This is a genomic window from Burkholderia sp. AU6039 (assembly GCF_002223365.1).
Classification (GTDB): domain Bacteria; phylum Pseudomonadota; class Gammaproteobacteria; order Burkholderiales; family Burkholderiaceae; genus Burkholderia.
Genome location: NZ_NKFK01000003.1, coordinates 1 through 19,879, shown reverse-complemented (window position 1 = coordinate 19,879; position 19,879 = coordinate 1). Strand labels below are relative to the sequence as shown.

Here is a 19,879-nt window from a genome sequence, read left to right as displayed (position 1 = left end):
GTCATGCCTTCTGTTGAGTGTGCTGCGCAACCTTCGCCGGCACGCCGCCGATCGAACCCGCGCCCATCGTGATCACCACGTCGCCGTTCTGCGCGACCTTCGCCAATGCGTCCGGCACGTCGTCGACCGTCGCGACGAACACCGGGTCAACCTTCCCCACCGCGCGCAGCGCGCGTGACAACGCGTCGCCGTTGGCGGTCGAGATCGCCGCCTCGCCCGCCGCGTAGACTTCGGTCAGCACCAGCGCGTCGACCGTCGACAGCACGTTGACGAAATCGTCGAAGCAGTCGCGGGTGCGCGTGTAGCGGTGTGGCTGGAACGCCAGCACGAGGCGGCGGCCCGGGAACGCGCCGCGCGCGGCCGCGATCGTCGCGGCCATCTCGACCGGGTGATGGCCGTAGTCGTCGATCAGCGTGTACTGGCCGCCGTCCGCGGTCGGCACGTCGCCGTAGCGCTGGAAGCGCCGGCCGACACCGTTGAATTCCGCGAGCGCCAGCTGGATCGCGTCGTCCGACACGCCGAGATCGGTCGCGATCGCGATCGCCGCGAGCGCGTTCTGCACGTTGTGCAGGCCCGGCATGTTCAGCACGACCGCGAGCGGCGCGCGCCCTTCACGGATCACCGTGAAATGCATGCGGCCGTCGCGTGCATCGATGTCTTCGGCGCGCACCTGCGCGTCCGGCGACAGCCCGTAGCGCACGACCGGCTTCGAAATGAACGGGATGATCTGCCGCACGTTCGGATCGTCGACGCACACGACCGCGCTGCCGTAGAACGGCAGGCGCTGCGTGAATTCGATGAACGCCTGCTTGAGCCGCGCGAAATCGTGGCCGTAGGTGTCCATGTGGTCGGCGTCGATGTTCGTGATGACTTCGATCACCGGATACAGGTTCAGGAACGATGCGTCCGACTCGTCGGCCTCGGCGACGATGAAGTCGCCCGTGCCGAGCCGCGCGTTCGCGCCGGCGCTGATCAGGCGCCCGCCGATCACGAAGGTCGGATCGAGTCCGCCCGCCGCGAGCACGCTCGCGACGAGGCTCGTCGTCGTGGTCTTGCCGTGGGTGCCGGCGATCGCGATGCCCTGCTTCAGGCGCATCAGCTCCGCCAGCATCACCGCACGCTGCACGATCGGCACGCGCTGCGCGCGCGCGGCCAGCACTTCCGGGTTGTCCGAACGCACGGCAGTCGACACGACGACCGCGTTCGCGCCCTCGATGTTCGCCGCGTCGTGGCCGATCGCGATCCGCGCGCCGAGCGCCTGGAGACGATCGGTCACCGCGTTGCGCGACAGGTCCGAGCCGCTGACCTCGTAACCGAGGTTGACGAGCACTTCGGCGATGCCGCTCATGCCCGCGCCGCCGATCCCGACGAAATGAATGTGTTTGACGATGTGTTTCATGTCAGCCTCCGCCGGGCCGCCCCAAGGAGGCTGACCGCCCCCTCGAGGGGCAGCGAACGAAGTGAGCGTGGGGGTTGTTTCATTTAAGTTGTTCCAGGTTCGCGCCGGCCGCCTTCGCGCACACGCGCGCGACTTCGTCGGTGGCCTCGGGCTTCGCCAGCGAGCGCGAACGTTCCGCCATGTCCGCGAGCGATGCCCGCGACTGGCCGCGCAGCCAGTCGGCAAGCAGTTCCGCCGACAGGTCGCGTTGTTGCACCAGCACGGCCGCGCCCGCATCGGCGAGGAACGCGGCGTTGCTCGTCTGGTGATCGTCGACCGCGTACGGGAACGGCACGAACAGCGCCGCCACGCCCACCGCCGCGATCTCCGACACCGTCATCGCCCCCGACCGGCAGATCACGAGATCCGCCGCCGCATACGCGGCCGCCATGTCGTCGATGAACGGCACGAGCCGCACGTCTTCGCCGGCCGCGAAACCGGCCGCTTCGTAATTCGCCTTCAATGCTTCGATGTGCTTCGCGCCGGCCTGGTGCACGATGCGCGGGCGTTCGCCCGGCGCCAGCATCGCCAGCGCGCGCGGCACGACTTCATTCAGCGCGGCCGCCCCGAGGCTGCCGCCGACGACCAGCACGTTCAGCGGGCCGCTGCGCGATGCATAGCGTGCTTTGGGCGCTTGCGTGCCGGCAAGTTCCGCGCGAATCGGGTTACCCGTCCATTCCGCGTGCGGCAGCGCGCCGGGGAACGCGACGAGCACGCGTTTCGCGAATTTCGCGAGCACCTTGTTCGTCAGGCCCGCGATCGAATTCTGTTCATGCAGCACGAGCGGACGGCCCGACAGCGCGGTCATCACGCCTGCCGGGAACGTGATGTAGCCGCCCATCCCGAGCACAACGTCGGGCCGCACGCGGCGCAGCGCGGCGAGGCTTTGCCCGCATGCGCGCAGCAGGTTGAACGGCAGCGTCAGCTTCGTCTTCAAACCCTTGCCGCGCAGCCCGCCGAACCGCACGTATTCCATCGGAATGCCGTGCTTCGGCACGAGCGTCGCTTCCATCCCGGCCGGATTGCCGAGCCACACGACGCGCCAGCCCGCCGCTTCCATCCGGTGCGCGACCGCGAGCCCCGGGAACACGTGGCCCCCAGTGCCGCCTGCCATCACCATCAGCGTGCGTTGCGACGCGGTCATACCTTCCCTCCGCGCATCAGGACCCGGTTTTCGTAGTCGACCCGCAGCAGCACCGCGAGCGCGACGCAGTTCAGCAGAATGCCCGAGCCGCCGTAGCTCACGAGCGGCAGCGTCAGGCCCTTGGTCGGCAGCAGCCCGAGGTTCACACCCATGTTGATGAAGGTCTGCGCGCCGAACCAGATGCCGATACCCTTCGCCATCAGGCCCGCGAACGTGCGATCGAGTGCGAGCGCCTGGCGGCCGATCTCGAACGCGCGGCGCACGATCCAGTAGAACAACAGGATCACGACCAGCACGCCGACGAAACCAAGCTCCTCGCCGATCACCGCGAGGATGAAGTCGGTATGCGCTTCCGGCAGGTAGTTCAGCTTCTCGACGCTGCCGCCGAGGCCGACACCGAACCACTCGCCGCGGCCGAACGCGATCAGCGAGTGCGTGAGCTGGTACGCCTTGCCCTGCGCGTAGCGCTCGTCCCACGGATCGAGGTACGCGAAGATCCGCTCGCGACGCCACGGCGACAGCCACACCAGCATCGTGAAGGTGCCGATCGCGGTCGCGACGAGGCCGCCGAACAGCTTGCCGTTCACACCGCCGAGGAACAGCACGCCCATCGCGATCGCCGCGACCACCATGAACGCGCCCATGTCCGGCTCGAGCAGCAGCAACGCACCGACCAGGCCGACCGCGAACGCCATCGGCAGGAAGCCCTTGGCGAAGCTCTGCATGTATTCCTGCTTGCGCACCGTGTAGTTCGCCGCGTAGATCGTCACCGCGAGCTTCATGATTTCCGACGGCTGCATGTTCGTGATGCCGAGCGGAATCCAGCGGCGCGCACCGTTCACGCCCTTGCCGACGTGCGGGATCAGCACGATCACGAGGCCGACGAGCGCGATCAGGAAGAGTTGCGGCGCGTATTTGTCCCACGTCGACACCGGCACGCGGAACGCGATCACCGCCGCGATGAACGCGACGGCGAGCGAGATGCAGTGGCGCATCAGGAACGCGTAATCGTGATACGACGCGTATTTCGGCGAATCGGGCATCGCGATCGACGCCGAATACACCATCACGACGCCGAGCCCGAGCAGCGCGATCGCGACCCACAGCAGCGAGTAGTCGAAGTCGAGCATCCGCGAACGGCTCGGGCGCACGCCGTTGACGACGCTCGCGAGGCCGCCCGTCGCGGCGCGCGTGGCCGACGCGACGCGGCCGCCCGCAGCATTGCCGCCGGTGTCGCGACGATCGTTGAAACGGGAGACGAGGCGATCGGACCAGCTCATGGCGTCGCTCCTTTGTCGATGGCGATTTCGTCGACCGCCGCGCGGAACACATCCGCGCGATGGGCGTAGTTCCTGAACATGTCGAGGCTCGCGCAGGCAGGCGACAGCAGCACCGCGTCGCCCGGCTCCGCGAGGTCGGCCGCCGCGTGCACGGCCCCTTCGAGCGTCGTGTGGTCGGCGAGCGGCACGCCCGTTTCGGCGAGCGTGTCGCGGATCGCCGGTGCGTCGCGGCCGATCAGCATCACCGCGCGGCACCAGCGCGCGACCGGCGCGACCAGCGGTGCGAAATCCTGCCCCTTGCCGTCGCCGCCCGCGATCAGCACGATCTTCTGCGCCAGCCCGTCGAGCGCGGCAACCGTCGCGCCGACGTTCGTGCCCTTGCTGTCGTCGACGTAGTCCACGTCGTCGATCGTCGCGATCACTTCGACGCGATGCGCTTCGCCGCGGTACTCGCGCAGCGCGTGCAGCAGCGGCGCGGCCGGCAGGTCGATCGCGCGTGCGAGCGCGAATGCGGCCAGCGCGTTCGCCGCGTTGTGCAGCCCGCGGATGCGCAGCGCGTCGGCCGGCATCAGGCGCTTCTGCGCGATGTCGGGCGTATGCGCGGCATCGCGCTTGCGCCGACGGGTCGTCGTCGCGGTTTCATCCGGGGCGTCGCGATCGACCGCTTCGACCAGCCACGCGATACCGTTATCGCGCGACAGGCCGTAGTCGCCGTCCTGCACCGGTTCGTTCAGGCCGAACGTGACCGTGCGCGGCGCGTCGGCCGCGCCGGCTGCCGGGGCGAACTTCATCACCGCCGCATCGTCGCGGTTCAGCACGCGCGTGGTCGTCGCGCCGAAGATCCGGCCCTTTGCCTGCGCGTACGCGTCGAAGCTGCCGTGCCAGTCGAGGTGGTCCTGCGTGATGTTGAGGATCGCGGCCGCATCGGGCGCGAACGTGCGCGCGGTCTCGAGCTGGAAGCTCGACAGTTCGAGCACCCACACGTCGGGCAGCGCGGTTTCGTCGATCGCGCTGGCGAGCCGGTCGAGCATCGCGGGGCTGATATTGCCCGCGACCGCGACCTTCTTCCCCGAGCGCTGGCACAGCAGGCCCGTGAGGCTCGTCGTCGTGGTCTTGCCGTTGGTGCCCGTGATCGCGAGCACCTTCGGCTGGTAGCCGCTCGTGCCGAGCGCGCGCAGCGCCTGCGCGAAGAATTCCAGCTCGCCCCACACCGCGACGCCCTGTTCATTCGCGGCCGCGACGAGCGCCGCGAGTGCCGGTTCGAGCGGCGACAGCCCGGGGCTCAGCCCGACGAGCTCGACACCGCCGTCGAGCAGCGCAGGCGTGAACGCCCCGCCGACGAATTCCGCATCGATGCCTTCGGCCTGCAGCGCGGCAAGGTTCGGCGGCGCCTCGCGGGTATCGGCAATACGCAGCCGGCACCCGTGCCTCGCGCACCATCGCGCGATCGCGAGACCCGATTCCCCGAGCCCCAGTACGAGCACCATCGGCCGTTGCCGATCTCCAAACATCTCGCCAGACATCCTTGTTACCTTTCCTTTACCGCAGCTTGAGGGTGGTCAGACCGAACAGGCACAGCATCAGCGTGATGATCCAGAAACGCACGACCACCTGCGTTTCCTTCCAGCCGGACAATTCGAAATGGTGATGCAGCGGCGCCATCTTCAGCAGGCGCCGCCCTTCGCCGTAGCGCTTCTTCGTGTACTTGAACCACGAAACCTGCAGCATCACCGACAGCGTTTCCGCGACGAAGATGCCGCCCATGATGAACAGCACGATTTCCTGGCGCACGATCACCGCGACCGTGCCGAGCGCGCCGCCGAGCGCCAGCGCGCCGACGTCGCCCATGAACACTTGCGCGGGGTGCGTGTTGTACCAGAGGAACGCGAGCCCTGCCCCACCCATCGCGGAACAGAAGATCAGCAATTCGCCCGCGCCCGGAATGTGCGGGAACAGCAGGTATTTTGAATAGACCGCGCTGCCCATCACGTACGCGAACACACCCAGCGATGCACCGACCAGCACCACGGGCATGATCACGAGGCCGTCGAGGCCGTCGGTCAGGTTCACCGCGTTGCTCGCGCCGACGATCACGAAGTACGTCAACACGATGAAGCCCCACACGCCGAGCGGGTAGCTGATCGACTTCAGGAACGGCAGCATCAGGTCGGCGCGTGCCGGCAGCCCCATCGACAGGCCGCTCCTCACCCATGCCATGAACAGGTCGAACACGCGCACGTTGTTCGCCTCGGACACGCTGAAGGCGAGGTAGACGGCCGCGAACAGCCCGATCACCGATTGCCAGAAATACTTCTCGCGCGACGACATCCCGCGCGGGTCCTTGTGGACGACCTTGCGGTAATCGTCGACCCAGCCGATCACGCCGAAACCGAACGTGACGAGCATCACGATCCAGATGAAACGGTTCGTCAGGTCGCCCCACAGCAGCGTCGCGACCGCGATGCCGATCAGGATCAGCACGCCACCCATCGTCGGCGTGCCGGACTTGACCAGGTGCGTCTGCGGACCGTCCTTGCGCACGGCCTGACCGACCTTCATTTGCGTCAGCTTGCGGATCACCCACGGTCCGCACACGAGCCCGATCCCGAGCGCGGTGATGGTGGCCATCACCGCACGGAACGTGAGGTACGTGAACAAGCGCAAAAAGCTTGCGTCTCCTTGCAGCCATTGCGCCAGCGCCAGCAGCATGCTTCCTTCCTTCTACTCAGTGTGCAGCGGGCGTCGTGCCCGCCGCGGGTTGGTTCGTCAGCGCGTCGACCACGCGCTCCATCTTCATGTACCGCGAGCCCTTCACGAGCAGCGTCGCCTGCGCGCCGTAACCCGCCGCGAGCAATGCGCCGACCAGCGCGCCGACGTCGCCGAAATGGCGGGCCGTGTCGCCGTACGCGGTGCAGGCATCGCGCGACGCGTCGCCGAGCGCGAACAGCGCGTCGATCCCGCGCTCGCGCGCGTAGGCTCCGACCTCGCGATGAAAGGCCGGGCCTTCGTCGCCGACCTCGCCCATGTCGCCGATCACCAGCACGCGCGGCGCCGGTTGCGCGGCGAGCACGTCGATCGCGGCACGCATCGAATCGGGATTCGCGTTGTACGTATCGTCGACGACCGTTGCCCCCGCGAGGCTGCCTGCGATCGCCTGTTTCACCTGCAGCCGGCCCTTGACCGGTTCGAACGATTCGAGACCCTGCTTGATCGCCGACAGCGCGACGCCGGCGCCCAGCGCCGCCGCCGTGGCGGCCAGCGCGTTGCGCGCGTTGTGCTCGCCGAGCGCGCGCAGCCGCACCGTGACGGCGCCCGCGGGCGTGTCGATCGCGAGTTCGCCGCCGTGCAGGCGGCCCGTGACCTGTGCGTCGTGTTGCCGTTCGGCATCGTGCAGCGCGAAATCGAGAATCCGGTTGCCGGTCGCCGCGACGCGCCAGATGCCCGCGTATGCGTCGTCGGCCGGGAACACCGCGACGCCGTCCGGCGGCAGCGCGTGAATCACGGCCGCGTGTTCGAGCGCGACGGCTTCGACCGTCGCCATGAACTCCTGGTGCTCGCGCTGCGCGTTGTTGACGAGCGCGACCGTCGGCGCCGTGAGGCGCGCAAGGACTTCCGTCTCGCCCGGGTGATTCATCCCGATCTCGATCACCGCGAGACGATGCGCGGCCGACAGGCGCAGCAGCGTCAGCGGCAGGCCGACATCGTTGTTCAGGTTGCCGGCCGTCGCGAGCCGCGCGTCGGCGCCGACCGCCGCCGCGAAGATCGACGCGATCATTTCCTTGACGGTCGTCTTGCCGTTGCTGCCCGTCACCGCGACGAGCGGCAGCGCGAATCGTTGGCGCCAGCCATGCGCCAGCGCGCCGAGCGCGGCACGCGTTTCACCACCTTCGATCACCGGCATCGTGACGCCCGCCGGCAGGTGCGCGACCAGCGCCGCGGCAGCCCCGCGCGCGGCGACATCGCCGAGGAAGTCGTGCGCATCGAAGCGCTCGCCTTTCAATGCGACGAACAGGTCGCCGGGGCCGGCCGTGCGGCTGTCCGTCGACACGCGGTCGAACGTGACGCCCGCGTCGCCGTGAACAGTTGCGCCGGGGATCAGGCGAGCGGCTTCGCCGAGACTGAGCATCGTCATTCGGCGCCTCCCTTGCCATGCGTCGCACGCGCTGCCAGCGCGAGCCGCGCGTGATCCTGGTCGGAGAACGTGCGCTTCTTGCCCATGATTTCCTGCGTGGCCTCGTGGCCCTTGCCGGCCAGCACGACGACATCCTCGCGTGCCGCGCCGCGCACGGCCTGCAGGATCGCGCTCGCGCGATCCTCGATACGGCGTGCGTGATCGGGCGCGGTCATGCCTGCGACGATCTGGTCGATGATGCGCTGCGGATCCTCGCTGCGCGGGTTGTCGCTCGTGACGACGGTTTCATCGGCGAGCCGCTCCGCGATCGCGCCCATCAGCGGGCGCTTCGTCGCATCGCGATCGCCGCCGCAGCCGAACATGCAGACGAGCCGCCCGCCGCGCGCCGTAGCGATCGGGCGCAGCGCGTCGAGCGTCTTTTCGAGCGCGTCGGGCGTGTGTGCGTAGTCGATCACGACGAGCGGTTCGTCGTTCTGCAGCCGGCCGCCGAGCCGCTGCATCCGGCCGTTGACGGACTCGAGCCGTGCGATCTCGGCGAGCGCCGCGTCGAACGGCACGTCGGCCGCGAGCAGCGAGCCGAGCACGGCAAGCAGGTTGCTGACGTTGAACGTGCCGAGCGTACCGACCTCGACGTCCGCATCGCCCCACGACGAACGCAGACGGAACGCCGTGCCGGTCGCGGTGGCGCGCACGTCGAACGCGACCAGTTGGCGATCGGCGTCCGGTGCCGGCGCGTCACCGATCCCGTACGCGATCGTACGCACGCGGCCAGCCAGTTTCTCGAGCAGGCGCCGACCTGCTACGTCGTCGCGATTGACGACCGCCGCGCGCAGGCCGCGCCATGCGAACAGCTTCGCCTTCGCGGCTTCGTACGCGTCGAACGTGCCGTGATAGTCGAGGTGATCCTGCGTGAGGTTCGTAAACACCGCGATGTCGAAAGCCGTACCGTTCACGCGCCCCTGGTGCAGCGCGTGCGACGACACCTCCATCGCCACGGCCTTCGCGCCCGCGTCGCGCAATTGCGCGAGGCTGCGCTGCAGTTGCGGTGCATCGGGGGTCGTGAAACCGGTCGGCACGAGCTGGCCGGGCATCCCGGTGCCAAGCGTGCCGATCACCGCGCACGGCTGGTGCAGCGCCGTCAGCGCGGTGGCGATCCACTGCGTGCACGAGGTCTTGCCGTTCGTGCCGGTCACCCCCACTGCGAGCAGGTTGTCGCTCGGATCGCCGTACCAGCCGCTGGCGATCTCGCCGGCGAGCTGGTCGAGCGCCGGCACGGCAAGTGCGACAGGAACGGCCGGCGCAGCGGCCAGCCCTTCCGGCTGATACAGCACGGCGGCCGCACCGCGCGCGACGGCTTCGTCGATGAATGCGCGGTTGTCGGCCCCGTCGACCGCATACGCAAAGAACACGTCGCCCGCCTTGAGGCTGCGCGTGTCGGCATGCAGTTGCGCTGCGGGGGCCACATGCTGACGCAGCCACGCAAGCGCGGCTGCGATCTGCTGATGCGCCGGATGGGAACTGCGAGCGGCGCTCATCGAACAACTCCTGGTGAATTACGCGTCGTGCTGGACACGATCATATGCTTCGCACCGCCACCCGCGGGCAGCTTTTGCGGCCCCGTCGCGGAAGGTGCCGCCGGCGAATCGTCAGACACGACGAGCTGCTTGATCGGCATGTTCGGCGGCACATTCAGCGCACGCATCGTGTCGCCGGCGATCGCCGAGAATACGGGGCCGGACACCTGGCCGCCGAAGTGGCTGCCGGCGGTCGGCTCGTCGACCGACACCGCGACGACGATGCGCGGATTCGGCATCGGCGCCATCCCGACGAACGACGCGCGGTACTTGCGCGTGTAGCCGTGCCCTTCATGCTTGTACGCGGTACCGCTCTTGCCGCCGACGCGATAGCCCGGCACGGCCGCATCCGGCGACGTGCCGCCCGGCGCCACCACCGTCTCGAGCATCGCGCGCACTTCGCGTGCGGTGGTCGGGTTGAACACCTGCGTGCCCGCGACCGGCTGGTTGGGGTCGGTCTTGAAAATGGTCACGGGCATCAGCTCGCCGTCATGCGCGATCGCCGTGTAGGCGCGCGCGAGCTGGAACAGCGACACCGACAGGCCGTAGCCGTAGGACATCGTCGCCTGCTCGATGCGGCGCCAGCTCTTCCACGGACGCAGGCGGCCGGCCACCGCGCCCGGGAACCCGACCTTCGGCGCCTGGCCGAGGCCGATGCTCGTATACATATTCCACATTTCCTCGGGCCGCATCGTCATCGCGATCTTCGTCGCGCCGATGTTGCTCGACTTCTGAATCACGCCGCCGACCGTCAGCGTGCCGAACCCCGCGTCGTCGGTGATCGGTGCGCCATCGAGCACGAAATGCCCGTTGCCCGTCTCGACGAGCGTGTTCGGCGTCACGCGGTGCAGGTCGAGCGCGAGCGACACCGTAAACGGCTTCATGATCGAGCCCGGCTCGAACACGTCGGTCATGATACGGTTGCGCAACTGCTCGCCCGTCATGCGCGAGCGGTCGTTCGGGTTGTATGTCGGGTAGTTGACGAGTGCGAGCACCTCGCCGGTGCGCACGTCGACGACCATCGCCGCGCCGGCCTTCGCCTTGAACTTCTCGACGGCGGCCTTCAGGTTCGCGTACGCGATGTACTGGATCTTGCTGTCGATCGACAGGTCGACGTCGGTGCCGTTGTGCGGGGGGATCTGCTCGGCGACGTCCTCGACGATGTGCCCCATCCGGTCCTTGATCACGCGACGCATGCCCGACGTGCCGGACAGCATCTTCTGGTCGCCCAGCTCGACGCCTTCCTGCCCTTCGTCCTCGACGTTCGTGAAGCCGATCAGGTGAGCGGTGATCTCGCCTTCCGGATAGAAGCGCTTGTATTCGTTGCGCTGATAGATGCCGGGAATGTCGAGCGCGGCGACCTTGTCCGCGACGTCGATCGGCACCTGACGCTTGACGTAGACGAAACCCTTGTCTTCCGACAGCTTCACGCGCAGTTCCTTCGACGTCATGCCGAGGAGCTTGCCGAGCTGGTTGACCTTGTCGGCATCGAGATCGTCCGGCACCGCGTCGGGAATCGCCCAGATCGCGCGCACGGGCAGGCTCGTCGCGAGCACAAGCCCGTTACGGTCGAGAATCTTGCCGCGCGTCGCCGGCAGATCGATCGTGCGCTGGTAGCGGCTTTCGCCCTGCTTCCGATAGAACGCGTTGCCGGGCCCCTGGATCCAGAACGCGCGCGCGGCCAGCGCGACGAACGCCATGAACAGCAGGAACACGACGAGCTTCGAGCGCCACATCGGCAGATGCACGCCCAGCACGGGGCTCGACGAGAACTTCACGTTCTGGCGCTTGTGGGACGGCTTCATCGCGCGCCTCCCTTGCCCTTGCCGGCCGTGTCCGCCGAAGCCGGGATCGGCGCATCGATTGCCTTCGCGGCGCCCGGCGGCAGCGTCAGGTATTGCGTGCGGCCGGTCGTGATCGGCTGCATCTTCAGTGAATCGTTCGCGAGCTGCTCGATGCGCGACGTCTTCGACAGCGCGCTCTGCTGATATTGAAGCTGCGCGTAGTCCTGCTGGAGCTGACGCTCCTGCGACTGCGCACGCTGCAGCTGGATGAAGATCTGGCGCTGCTGGTTCGTCGAATTGACGACCGACAGCGCGCAACCCATCACGATGATCAGCAGGAAGATGTTGAAGCGGCTCATGGCGTGACGCGCTCCGCAATGCGCATCACGGCGGAGCGGGCGCGCGGATTCGCGGCGACTTCCGCTTCACTCGGAAACTGGCGGCTGATGATCTTGAGCGGCGGGCTCGGGAGGTCGACGGCGCGGATCGGCAGGCGACGATCGACCGCAGGCGCACTCGCGTGCGCCTGCATGAATCGCTTGACGATCCGGTCCTCGAGTGAATGAAAGCTGATGACCACCAGCCGCCCCCCTTGCTCCAGCAACGACAGTGCCGCGTCTAGTACGACTTGCAGGTCCGCAAGCTCTTGATTGACGTGAATCCGTATAGCCTGAAAGGTGCGGGTTGCCGGATCCTTGCCCTTCTCACGGGTTTTGACGACGTGACCCACGATTTGGGCAAGCTCGCCCGTGGTGTCGAGAGGCCCAAGACGGTCGGACTCTGCCCGGCGAGCAACAAGCGCCTTTGCAATCTGAAAAGCAAACCGTTCTTCCCCATAATCCCGTATCACCTCCGTCAATTCCTGCACCGAAGCCCGTGCGAGCCATTCCGCCGCCGACTCGCCGCGCGTCGGATCCATCCGCATGTCCAGCGGACCATCGGCGCGGAAGCTGAAGCCGCGCGCCGGATCATCCACCTGCGGCGAGGACACGCCCAGGTCGAGCAACACTCCCGACACCTTCTCGACGCCGCGCGCCGCAAGCGCGTCGCGCATCGATGCAAAGCTGTCATGCACGATCGAGAAGCGCGCATCCTCGATGCCCTGCGCCGTCTCGATCGCCCTCGGATCCTTGTCGAACGCGATCAGCCGCCCGCCCGGCGCCAGCCGCGCGAGCACCGCACGGCTATGGCCGCCGCGCCCGAACGTACCGTCGACATAAATGCCGTCCGGTCGCGTCACGAGCGATTCGACCGCTTCGTCCAACAACACGGTCCGATGCTGCAATTCGTTTCCCATCGCGGGCGTCTCCGTCACCGCAATCAGAACGTGAAATTCTTCAGCGCGTCGGGCATGCCCTGCGCCATCGCTGCCTGCTCCTTCGCGTTGTAGGTCTGCGAATCCCACAGCTCGAAGTGACTACCCATTCCCAACAACATGACTTCCTTTTCCAGTCCGGCTGCCATGCGCAGCTCGGGCGATACGAGAATCCGGCCCGCGCTGTCGAGATCGACATCCATCGCATTGCCGAGAAAAATGCGCCGCCACCAGTGTGCGTCCATCGGCAGCGCGGCGATCTTGGCGCGGAATACCTCCCATTCGGGGCGCGGAAACAGCAACAGGCAGCCGTCCGGGTGCTTGGTCACAGTCACCCGTCCTTCTGCCTGTCCTTGCAGCGCTTCGCGATAGCGAGCCGGCACCGACATCCGCCCTTTCGCATCGAGCGTCAGCGCCGACGCCCCTTGGAACACTTTCCGCTCTCCCGTTCAGGGCACCGAAGCACCCGCTCAATGCTGAGAATTTAGCCGGAATAGCCCGCCAAATCACACAAAAATACACTTTCTCACACTGTCTCCCACTTTAGAGGAAGGGTGTGGCACGGTCAAGGGAGCGGCCCGCTTTTTTGACGAATTTTGTTAGTTAGAACAAGGACTTACGCGCACATGCTCATGCGGCCCCTCATTCTAAAAACCGTTATAAATGAATGAGCTAGTGCAACTTGTGAAGGTGATACGTGAGAAAGGCGGGCCAGACGGGTGTGCCGACGGGGCTTTCGGGGGCGGGAAAACGAGGAATAAACGGGCGGTATCAGCGGTGGGGAACCGGGGCGACGTCACGCATCGCCCCGGTGGGAATCTCACAGATAGTACGCAGTGCTCGTCATGACTTTCGACGCGGCGCGCATCAGCATCCGCGCGGGCAGCGGCAGCTCGATCCCGCCTGCGTCGGCCGCGGCCTTGCCGTGCTTCACCTCGTCGATACGCATCTGGTCGACGATCGCGCGCGACGCGGTATCAGCCGCCGGCAACTCGGACATGTGACCTTCGAGATGGCTCTCGACCTGCCGTTCGGTCTCGGCCATGAAGCCGAGGCTGACCTTGTCGCCGAGCGCGCCGGCCGCCACGCCGATTGCGAGCGAACCCGCATACCAGAGCGGGTTCAGCAGGCTCGGGCGCGAGTCGAGCTCTTTCAGGCGATGCGCGGTCCACGCGAGGTGATCCTCCTCCTCGCGTGCGGCCTCCTCGAACATCGCCTTCGCCGACGCCGTGCGCGCGGTGAGTTTCTGCGCCTGGTACAGCGCCTGCGCGCAGACCTCGCCGACGTGGTTCACGCGCATCAGCCCGGCGGCATGCGTACGCTCCGCAGGCGTCAGCTCGACGGCCGGCGCCTCCGCCGGCGCGGGCACCGGCCGGCTCATCCGGCTAATGCCGGTCAGCGATCGCAGGCCGCGATCGAATTCGCTGATCAGTTCATCCAACACCATCCTGTTCTCCTGGCTGCAGGTGCTGCCGCGAGCGGCAAGGGCACGAGTCCGCTGCGTAACCGACTTGATTATTCAGCGGAAATTGCGGTTAACCCGTGATTTTAACCATTGTTGCATAAAGGAAACATGGCGACCTTGAGCTGCGGCATTTCGCTTTGTGGCAAAAAACGGTTTTGCTACATTACGTGCGACTTCTTGCGAAGTTGAAGGGGCCCGTCAACAGAACATAACTATCCGCCCCGCCAGAAAAATTCAGTGAATTTTGGAGATCCGTTAATGAAAAAGTCGCTTCTCGCGCTCGTCGCGCTGGGCGCGTTTGCTGGCGCTGCCCATGCGCAAAGCAGCGTGACGCTTTACGGCATCATCGATGAAGGCCTGCTCTTCAACAACAACGCGGGCGGCAAGCATCTGTACAGCATGGCCAGCGGCGTGATGCAAGGCAGCCGCTTCGGCCTGCGCGGCACCGAAGACCTCGGTGGCGGCCTGAAGGCGATCTTCACCCTCGAAAACGGTTTCGACGTGAACAGCGGCAAGCTCGGTCAGGGCGGCCTGATGTTCGGTCGTCAGGCTTACGTCGGCCTGTCGAGCCAGTACGGTACGGTCACGCTGGGTCGTCAATACGACTCCGTCGTCGACTTCGTCGGCCCGCTCGAGGCAGGCGACCAGTGGGGCGGCTACATCGCCGCTCACCCGGGCGACCTCGACAACTTCAACAACGCGTATCGCGTGAACAACGCAGTCAAGTTCACGAGCTCGACCTACGGCGGCTTCTCGTTCGGCGGCTTGTACAGCTTCGGCGGTCAGGCAGGCCAGTTCTCGAAGAACCAGGTCTGGTCGCTCGGCGCAGGCTACAACAACGGCCCGCTGGTCTTGGGCGTCGGTTACTTGAACGCACGTACGCCGAACCAGTTCGGCGGCATGTTCAACAACGGCTCGGCGTCTTCGTCGGTCTCGTCGCCGATCTACGGCGGGTACGCGAACAACGCGAACACGTACCAGGTCATCGGTGCAGGCGGCGCCTACACGTTCGGCGCAGCGACGATCGGCGCGACGTACTCGAACACGAAGTTCAAGGGCTTCTCGGCAGGCCCGTTCGTGAACCAGACCGCGACGTTCAACAACGGCGAAATCAACTTCAAGTATCAGCTGACCCCGGCGCTGATTCTCGGCGCTGCGTACGACTACACGCAAGGCAGCAAGATCGACGGCAACTCGGCAGCCAAGTACCACCAAGGCTCGCTGGGCGTCGACTACTTCCTGTCGAAGCGTACCGACGTGTACGCCATCGGCGTGTACCAGCACGCATCGGGCAACGTGCTCGACTCGAACGGCAACGTCCTGAAGGCGACGGCAGCGATCAACGGTCTCGCAGGTTCGAGCTCGGCCAACCAGGTCGCAGCACGCGTCGGCATCCGTCACAAGTTCTAATCAGCTTGCCTGGCAAGCCGCAGCATATTGAAGGCGCCTTCGGGCGCCTTTTTCTTTTCCGGTCGGTGCAGCCGCGAAGCCGGAGCGTGGCGAACCGTATCGACTACGATGCGCTCGTCGAGAAGGCACCGTCCTGTCCTTGCTGCGTCGTAACGCATTGCTGCCGCATCGAGCCCACCCCAGAAGCCGCCTCGCGCGGAAACAGCCTCTTCCGGGTCAAGCCGCAAACGAAAAAACCCGGCACAAGCCGGGCTTTTTCGTTCCGATCGATCGACCGCCGTTATGCGCGTCCGTCGCGCAGTTCGCGCCGCAGGATCTTGCCGACGTTCGTTTTCGGCAGCTCCGTGCGGAACTCGACCAGCTTCGGCCGCTTGTAGCCGGTGAGGCGCTCCTTGCAGTAGGCAAGGATGTCCTTGTCGGTGAGCGCCGGGTCCTTCTTCACGACGAACAGCTTCACGGCTTCGCCGGAATGCTCGTCGGGCACACCGACCGCCGCCACCTCGAACACGCCCGGATGCGACGCCACCACGTCCTCGACCTCGTTCGGGTACACGTTGAAGCCCGACACGAGGATCATGTCCTTCTTCCGGTCGACAATCTTCACGTAACCTCGCGCGTCCATCACGCCGACGTCGCCCGTCTTGAAGAAGCCGTCCGCGAACATGACCTTCGCGGTTTCGTCCGGCCGGTTCCAGTAGCCGGCCATCACCTGCGGCCCGCGGATGCAGATCTCGCCGGGTTCGCCGAGCGCGACGTCGTTGCCCGCGTCGTCGCGAATCGCCACTTCGGTCGACGGCAGCGGCAAGCCGATCGTCCCGCTGTACTCGGTGGCCGTCACGGGGTTGCAGGTCGCCACCGGCGACGTTTCAGACAGCCCATAACCTTCGATAATCGCGGTATGGGTCTTTTCATACCAGCGTTTCGCGACGCCCTCCTGGATCGCCATGCCGCCGCCGTTGGCGATCACGAGCTTCGACAGGTCGAGCTGATTGAATTCCGGGTGGTTCAGCAGTGCGTTGTACAGCGTGTTGACCGCCGGGATCGTCGAGATCTGGTAGCCCTTCAGCTCCTTGATCATGCCGGCGATGTCGCGCGGGTTCGGGATGAGGATGCCCATGCCACCGGTACGCATCGTCAGGAAGCCGCAGACGGTCAGCGCGAACACGTGATACAGCGGCAGCGCGACAACGGTCACGAACTGTTTCACGTCGGGGAACTTCTCGTGCGCCGGATGATGCCAGGCGCCCGCCTGCAGCACGTTCGACACGATGTTCCGGTGCAGCAGCGTCGCCCCCTTCGCCACACCGGTCGTACCGCCCGTGTATTGCAGGAACGCGACGTCATCGGGGCCGATCTTCTGCGCCTTGAATGCCTGGCGCGCACCTTCCGACAGTGCGGCCTTGAAGCGCGTGAACGACGGCAGCTGCCAGGCAGGCACCATCTTTTTCACGTTGCGCACGACGTAGTTGACGAGCCATCCCTTGATGCCCAGCAGATCGCCCATCGATGCAACGACGACGTGCTTGACGCCCGTATTCGCGATGACGGCCTGCAGCGTCGACGCGAAATTCTCGAGGATGACGATCGCCTCCGCACCGCTGTCCTTCAGCTGATGCTCGAGCTCGCGCGGCGTATAGAGCGGGTTGACGTTGACGACGGTGTAGCCCGCGCGCAGTACCGCGGCGATCGCCACGGGGTACTGCAGCACGTTCGGCATCATGATCGCGACGCGCGCCCCGCGCGCAAGCCCGCGCGATTGCAGCCACGCGCCGAACTGGCGCGACAGCTTGTCGAGTTCGCCGTACGTGATGCCCTTGCCCATGCAGACGAATGCCGTGCGGTCGCGATACTGCCGGAAGCTTTCGTCGAGCAGGTCGGGAACGGAGGGATAAGGAGACGCGTCAATTTCGGCTGGAACGCCGGGTGGGTACGATTTCAGCCAAATTTTGTCCATACCGCGCGTCTCCTCACAGATTTTCGAATGGTCGTGCTAAAACGCATCGTAACGGCTCGCTCGTTCCGAGACAACAGGGTTAGATGTCCACTTCGAACTTCAGTGGTAATTCGTCTGATGATACGGTGATATCCGATCAAATGCGCTCAACTTCCACGAGGCAATCGTAGAACGTCGCCGAATTGCCGAGATCGGTGAGTGCCTGGCTCGTCACTTCATTCGCGTTTCTGCCGTCCGGCGACAGCTTCTTCCACCAGATCGATAGCCCGACGACGAGCCCTGCGCGCGCGCGATCGGTAATTCTCGCGAGCGCCTGCATCGATCCGCGGTCGTTGAAGATGCGAACGACGTCACCTTCCGCGATACCGCGCGCATCGGCGTCAGACGGGTGGATGTCGAGATGCGGCTCGCCTTCGGTATGACGCAGGCTGTCGACGTTCACGAACGTACTGTTCAGGAAGTGGCGAGCCGGCGGCGAGATCATCGCGAGCGGATAGCGTGCGGCGAGATCGGGCGCGGCCTCGGCCGACTCGAATGGCGGCAGGTAGTCGGGCACGGGATCCGCGCCCATCTGCTCGAGTCGGGGGCTGTAGAACTCACACTTGCCGGACGGCGTGCGGAAACCGCCGTTCGCGAACGGCGCCTCCGGCAGCTTGAGCTTCAACCAGCCATCGCGCTTGAGCGTGTCCCAATCGCTGTCGAGCACCGGATCGTCCCAGCGGAGCGCCGCGCGCGCGACCTCTTCGTCGCTGTGATAAAGCGCGGGTTCGTCGAGCCCCATGCTGCGTGCGATGCCGCGGAAGATCTCCGTATTCGGCCGTGCCTCCCCCACCGGAGGAATCGACGGCAGGTTCGCCATCACGTAGGTGTGACCGTACGATTTGTGGATGTCCAGATGCTCGAGCTGGGTGGTGGCCGGCAACACAATGTCGGCGAAATCGACGGTATCAGTCTTGAAATGCTCGAGAACGACCGTGAACAGATCGTCACGCGCGAACCCTGCCGCGACCTTCGATGAATCCGGCGCGACAGCCACCGGGTTCGAGTTGTATACGATCACCGCTTCGACCTTCGGCCCGAAGGTGGCACCGCCCGGGTGCAGCAGCGCGTCGCCGATCGCGTTCATGTTGATGATGCGCGGCAGTTCGTGCGGCCAGCCCGGCATCAAATCCGGGCGAAGCAGCGCAGCCTGGTTGACCGGCGCGGATTCCGACGACGAGAGCAACAGCCCGCCGGCCCGGTCCCGCCAGGCGCCCGTCAGCGCAGGCAGGCTTGCGATCGCGCGCACGGCGTTGCCGCCACCGCGAACACGCTGCATGCCGTAGTTGAGGCGGATCGATGCCTTACGGGTCGCACCGTAACGACGCGCAAGGTCGATCAGCTCCGACGCGTCGATCCCGCAGATCTGCGCAACGCGTTCCGGCGGATAGGACATCGCCCGCTCCTTGAGCGCGTCGAAGCCGAGCGTATGGCTGGCGATGTAATCGTGATCGAGCAGGTCTTCGGTCATCAGCACGTGCATCATGCCGAGTGCTAACGCGCCGTCGGTACCGGGTTTCAACGCGATGTGCTGATGACACTTCTCCGCTGTCAGCGAACGATACGGATCGATGGCGACAAGACGTGCGCCTCGGCGCTTCGCTTCCTGCGCACGCGTCCAGAAGTGCAGGCTCGACGCGATCGGGTTTGCTCCCCAAATCAGAATCAGCTCGCTTTCCTCGAAATGCTCGAGGTGCATGCCGAGACTACCGCCATAGGTGTAACGCAACCCCGCTGCACCGGCCGCCGCGCAGATCGTGCGTTCGAGTCGCGAGGCACCGAGCTTGTGGAAGAATCGCTGGGCGATCCCCTCCCCCTGGACGAGCCCCATCGTTCCCGCATAGCTGTACGGCACGATTGCTTCCGGTGTACGCGCCGCGATTTCACCGAGACGACGGCCGATCTCATCGAACGCCTCGTCCCAGCTGATGGGTACGAAATGCCCTTCCCCTTTGGCACCGATGCGCTTGAGCGGGACGGTGAGGCGGTCGGGGTGATGAACGCGATCGGCGTACCGGCTGACTTTCGTACACAACACGCCTTGTGTCGGCGGATGGTCGGGATCACCCGTGACCTTGATCGCCTTGCCGTTTTCGACAGTCACACGCATTGCGCACGTGTCCGGACAATCATGCGGGCAAACGGCCCGAGCTACCTGAATGGCGGCGTTCATCGTTTTGTGTGCAGAGATGGGGATTCGCAAATTTTACGTGGACATGACCCGCCCCCGGTTTTAGTCCGAACTGCAGTTAGAGTCCGAGGTTAAAAACTGCTGCTTTGCATCGTGCGCCCGCGCGAACTGCACCGGCGTCAGATAGCCGAGTGAACTATGAGGCCGCTCGGT

The 19,879-nt window shown here is 65.9% G+C and carries 15 protein-coding genes; 1 reads left to right on the top strand and 14 read right to left on the bottom strand.

Translation table 11 applies throughout. The features are described from left to right. Position 1: 1 nt before the first annotated feature. The 12 genes from murC to coq7 all read right to left on the bottom strand — a co-directional run bounded on the left by murC (position 2) and on the right by coq7 (position 14,114). Positions 2–1,399, bottom strand: a complete 1,398-nt coding sequence (gene murC, locus CFB39_RS02640; protein WP_089424423.1) for a UDP-N-acetylmuramate--L-alanine ligase — start codon at positions 1,397–1,399, stop codon at positions 2–4. 79 nt (positions 1,400–1,478) lie between these two features. Next, positions 1,479–2,582 carry an undecaprenyldiphospho-muramoylpentapeptide beta-N-acetylglucosaminyltransferase gene (gene murG / locus CFB39_RS02635; protein ID WP_089424422.1) on the bottom strand — a complete coding sequence of 368 codons (1,104 nt, stop codon included), beginning with the start codon at positions 2,580–2,582 and terminating at the stop codon, positions 1,479–1,481. Then, positions 2,579–3,862: a putative lipid II flippase FtsW gene (gene ftsW / locus CFB39_RS02630; protein WP_069247050.1), complete on the bottom strand. Its 1,284-nt coding sequence runs from the start codon at positions 3,860–3,862 to the stop codon at positions 2,579–2,581. The genes murG and ftsW overlap by 4 nt, the downstream gene beginning before the upstream one ends. Further along, positions 3,859–5,373: a UDP-N-acetylmuramoyl-L-alanine--D-glutamate ligase gene (gene murD / locus CFB39_RS02625; RefSeq protein ID WP_089472103.1), complete on the bottom strand. Its 1,515-nt coding sequence runs from the start codon at positions 5,371–5,373 to the stop codon at positions 3,859–3,861. Before murD ends, ftsW begins: the two co-directional genes overlap by 4 nt. A 28-nt stretch (positions 5,374–5,401) precedes the next feature. Next, a complete protein-coding gene (mraY, locus tag CFB39_RS02620; protein ID WP_006477019.1) occupies positions 5,402–6,571 on the bottom strand; it encodes a phospho-N-acetylmuramoyl-pentapeptide-transferase in 1,170 nt (389 codons plus the stop codon). Positions 6,572–6,587: 16 nt separating this feature from the next. Beyond that, positions 6,588–7,994: a UDP-N-acetylmuramoyl-tripeptide--D-alanyl-D-alanine ligase gene (gene murF / locus CFB39_RS02615; RefSeq protein WP_089472102.1), complete on the bottom strand. Its 1,407-nt coding sequence runs from the start codon at positions 7,992–7,994 to the stop codon at positions 6,588–6,590. Further along, entirely contained in the window at positions 7,991–9,529 is a 1,539-nt protein-coding gene (locus tag CFB39_RS02610; RefSeq protein ID WP_089472101.1) for a UDP-N-acetylmuramoyl-L-alanyl-D-glutamate--2,6-diaminopimelate ligase, read from the bottom strand. The genes murF and CFB39_RS02610 overlap by 4 nt, the downstream gene beginning before the upstream one ends. Further along, the gene (locus CFB39_RS02605; protein ID WP_089430569.1) at positions 9,526–11,373 is read right to left on the bottom strand and encodes a penicillin-binding protein 2; all 1,848 of its coding nucleotides are present in this window, start codon (positions 11,371–11,373) and stop codon (positions 9,526–9,528) included. The genes CFB39_RS02610 and CFB39_RS02605 overlap by 4 nt, the downstream gene beginning before the upstream one ends. Next, positions 11,370–11,711 carry a cell division protein FtsL gene (ftsL, locus tag CFB39_RS02600; RefSeq protein WP_009694564.1) on the bottom strand — a complete coding sequence of 114 codons (342 nt, stop codon included), beginning with the start codon at positions 11,709–11,711 and terminating at the stop codon, positions 11,370–11,372. Before ftsL ends, CFB39_RS02605 begins: the two co-directional genes overlap by 4 nt. Continuing rightward, complete coding sequence (rsmH, locus tag CFB39_RS02595; RefSeq protein ID WP_011350832.1) at positions 11,708–12,649, bottom strand: 16S rRNA (cytosine(1402)-N(4))-methyltransferase RsmH; 942 nt, start codon at positions 12,647–12,649, stop codon at positions 11,708–11,710. The genes ftsL and rsmH overlap by 4 nt, the downstream gene beginning before the upstream one ends. Before the next feature lie 23 nt (positions 12,650–12,672). Beyond that, the gene (gene mraZ / locus CFB39_RS02590; RefSeq protein ID WP_006487094.1) at positions 12,673–13,101 is read right to left on the bottom strand and encodes a division/cell wall cluster transcriptional repressor MraZ; all 429 of its coding nucleotides are present in this window, start codon (positions 13,099–13,101) and stop codon (positions 12,673–12,675) included. Positions 13,102–13,487: 386 nt separating this feature from the next. After that, entirely contained in the window at positions 13,488–14,114 is a 627-nt protein-coding gene (gene coq7 / locus CFB39_RS02585) for a 2-polyprenyl-3-methyl-6-methoxy-1,4-benzoquinone monooxygenase (protein ID WP_089424416.1), read from the bottom strand. Positions 14,115–14,390: 276 nt separating this feature from the next. Here coq7 and CFB39_RS02580 point away from each other — a divergent pair, with 276 nt between their 5' ends. Beyond that, positions 14,391–15,542: a porin gene (locus tag CFB39_RS02580; protein ID WP_089472100.1), complete on the top strand. Its 1,152-nt coding sequence runs from the start codon at positions 14,391–14,393 to the stop codon at positions 15,540–15,542. Positions 15,543–15,822: 280 nt separating this feature from the next. Here the strand turns inward: CFB39_RS02580 and CFB39_RS02575 are convergent, their stop codons facing one another. Together CFB39_RS02575 and CFB39_RS02570 are read right to left on the bottom strand one after the other, a co-directional pair. Beyond that, positions 15,823–17,496 (bottom strand): long-chain fatty acid--CoA ligase, encoded by a 1,674-nt coding sequence (locus CFB39_RS02575; RefSeq protein ID WP_089439157.1) that lies wholly within the window; start codon positions 17,494–17,496, stop codon positions 15,823–15,825. A gap of 136 nt (positions 17,497–17,632) precedes the next feature. Next, complete coding sequence (locus CFB39_RS02570) at positions 17,633–19,708, bottom strand: molybdopterin-dependent oxidoreductase (protein ID WP_089472099.1); 2,076 nt, start codon at positions 19,706–19,708, stop codon at positions 17,633–17,635. Positions 19,709–19,879: the final 171 nt, after the last annotated feature.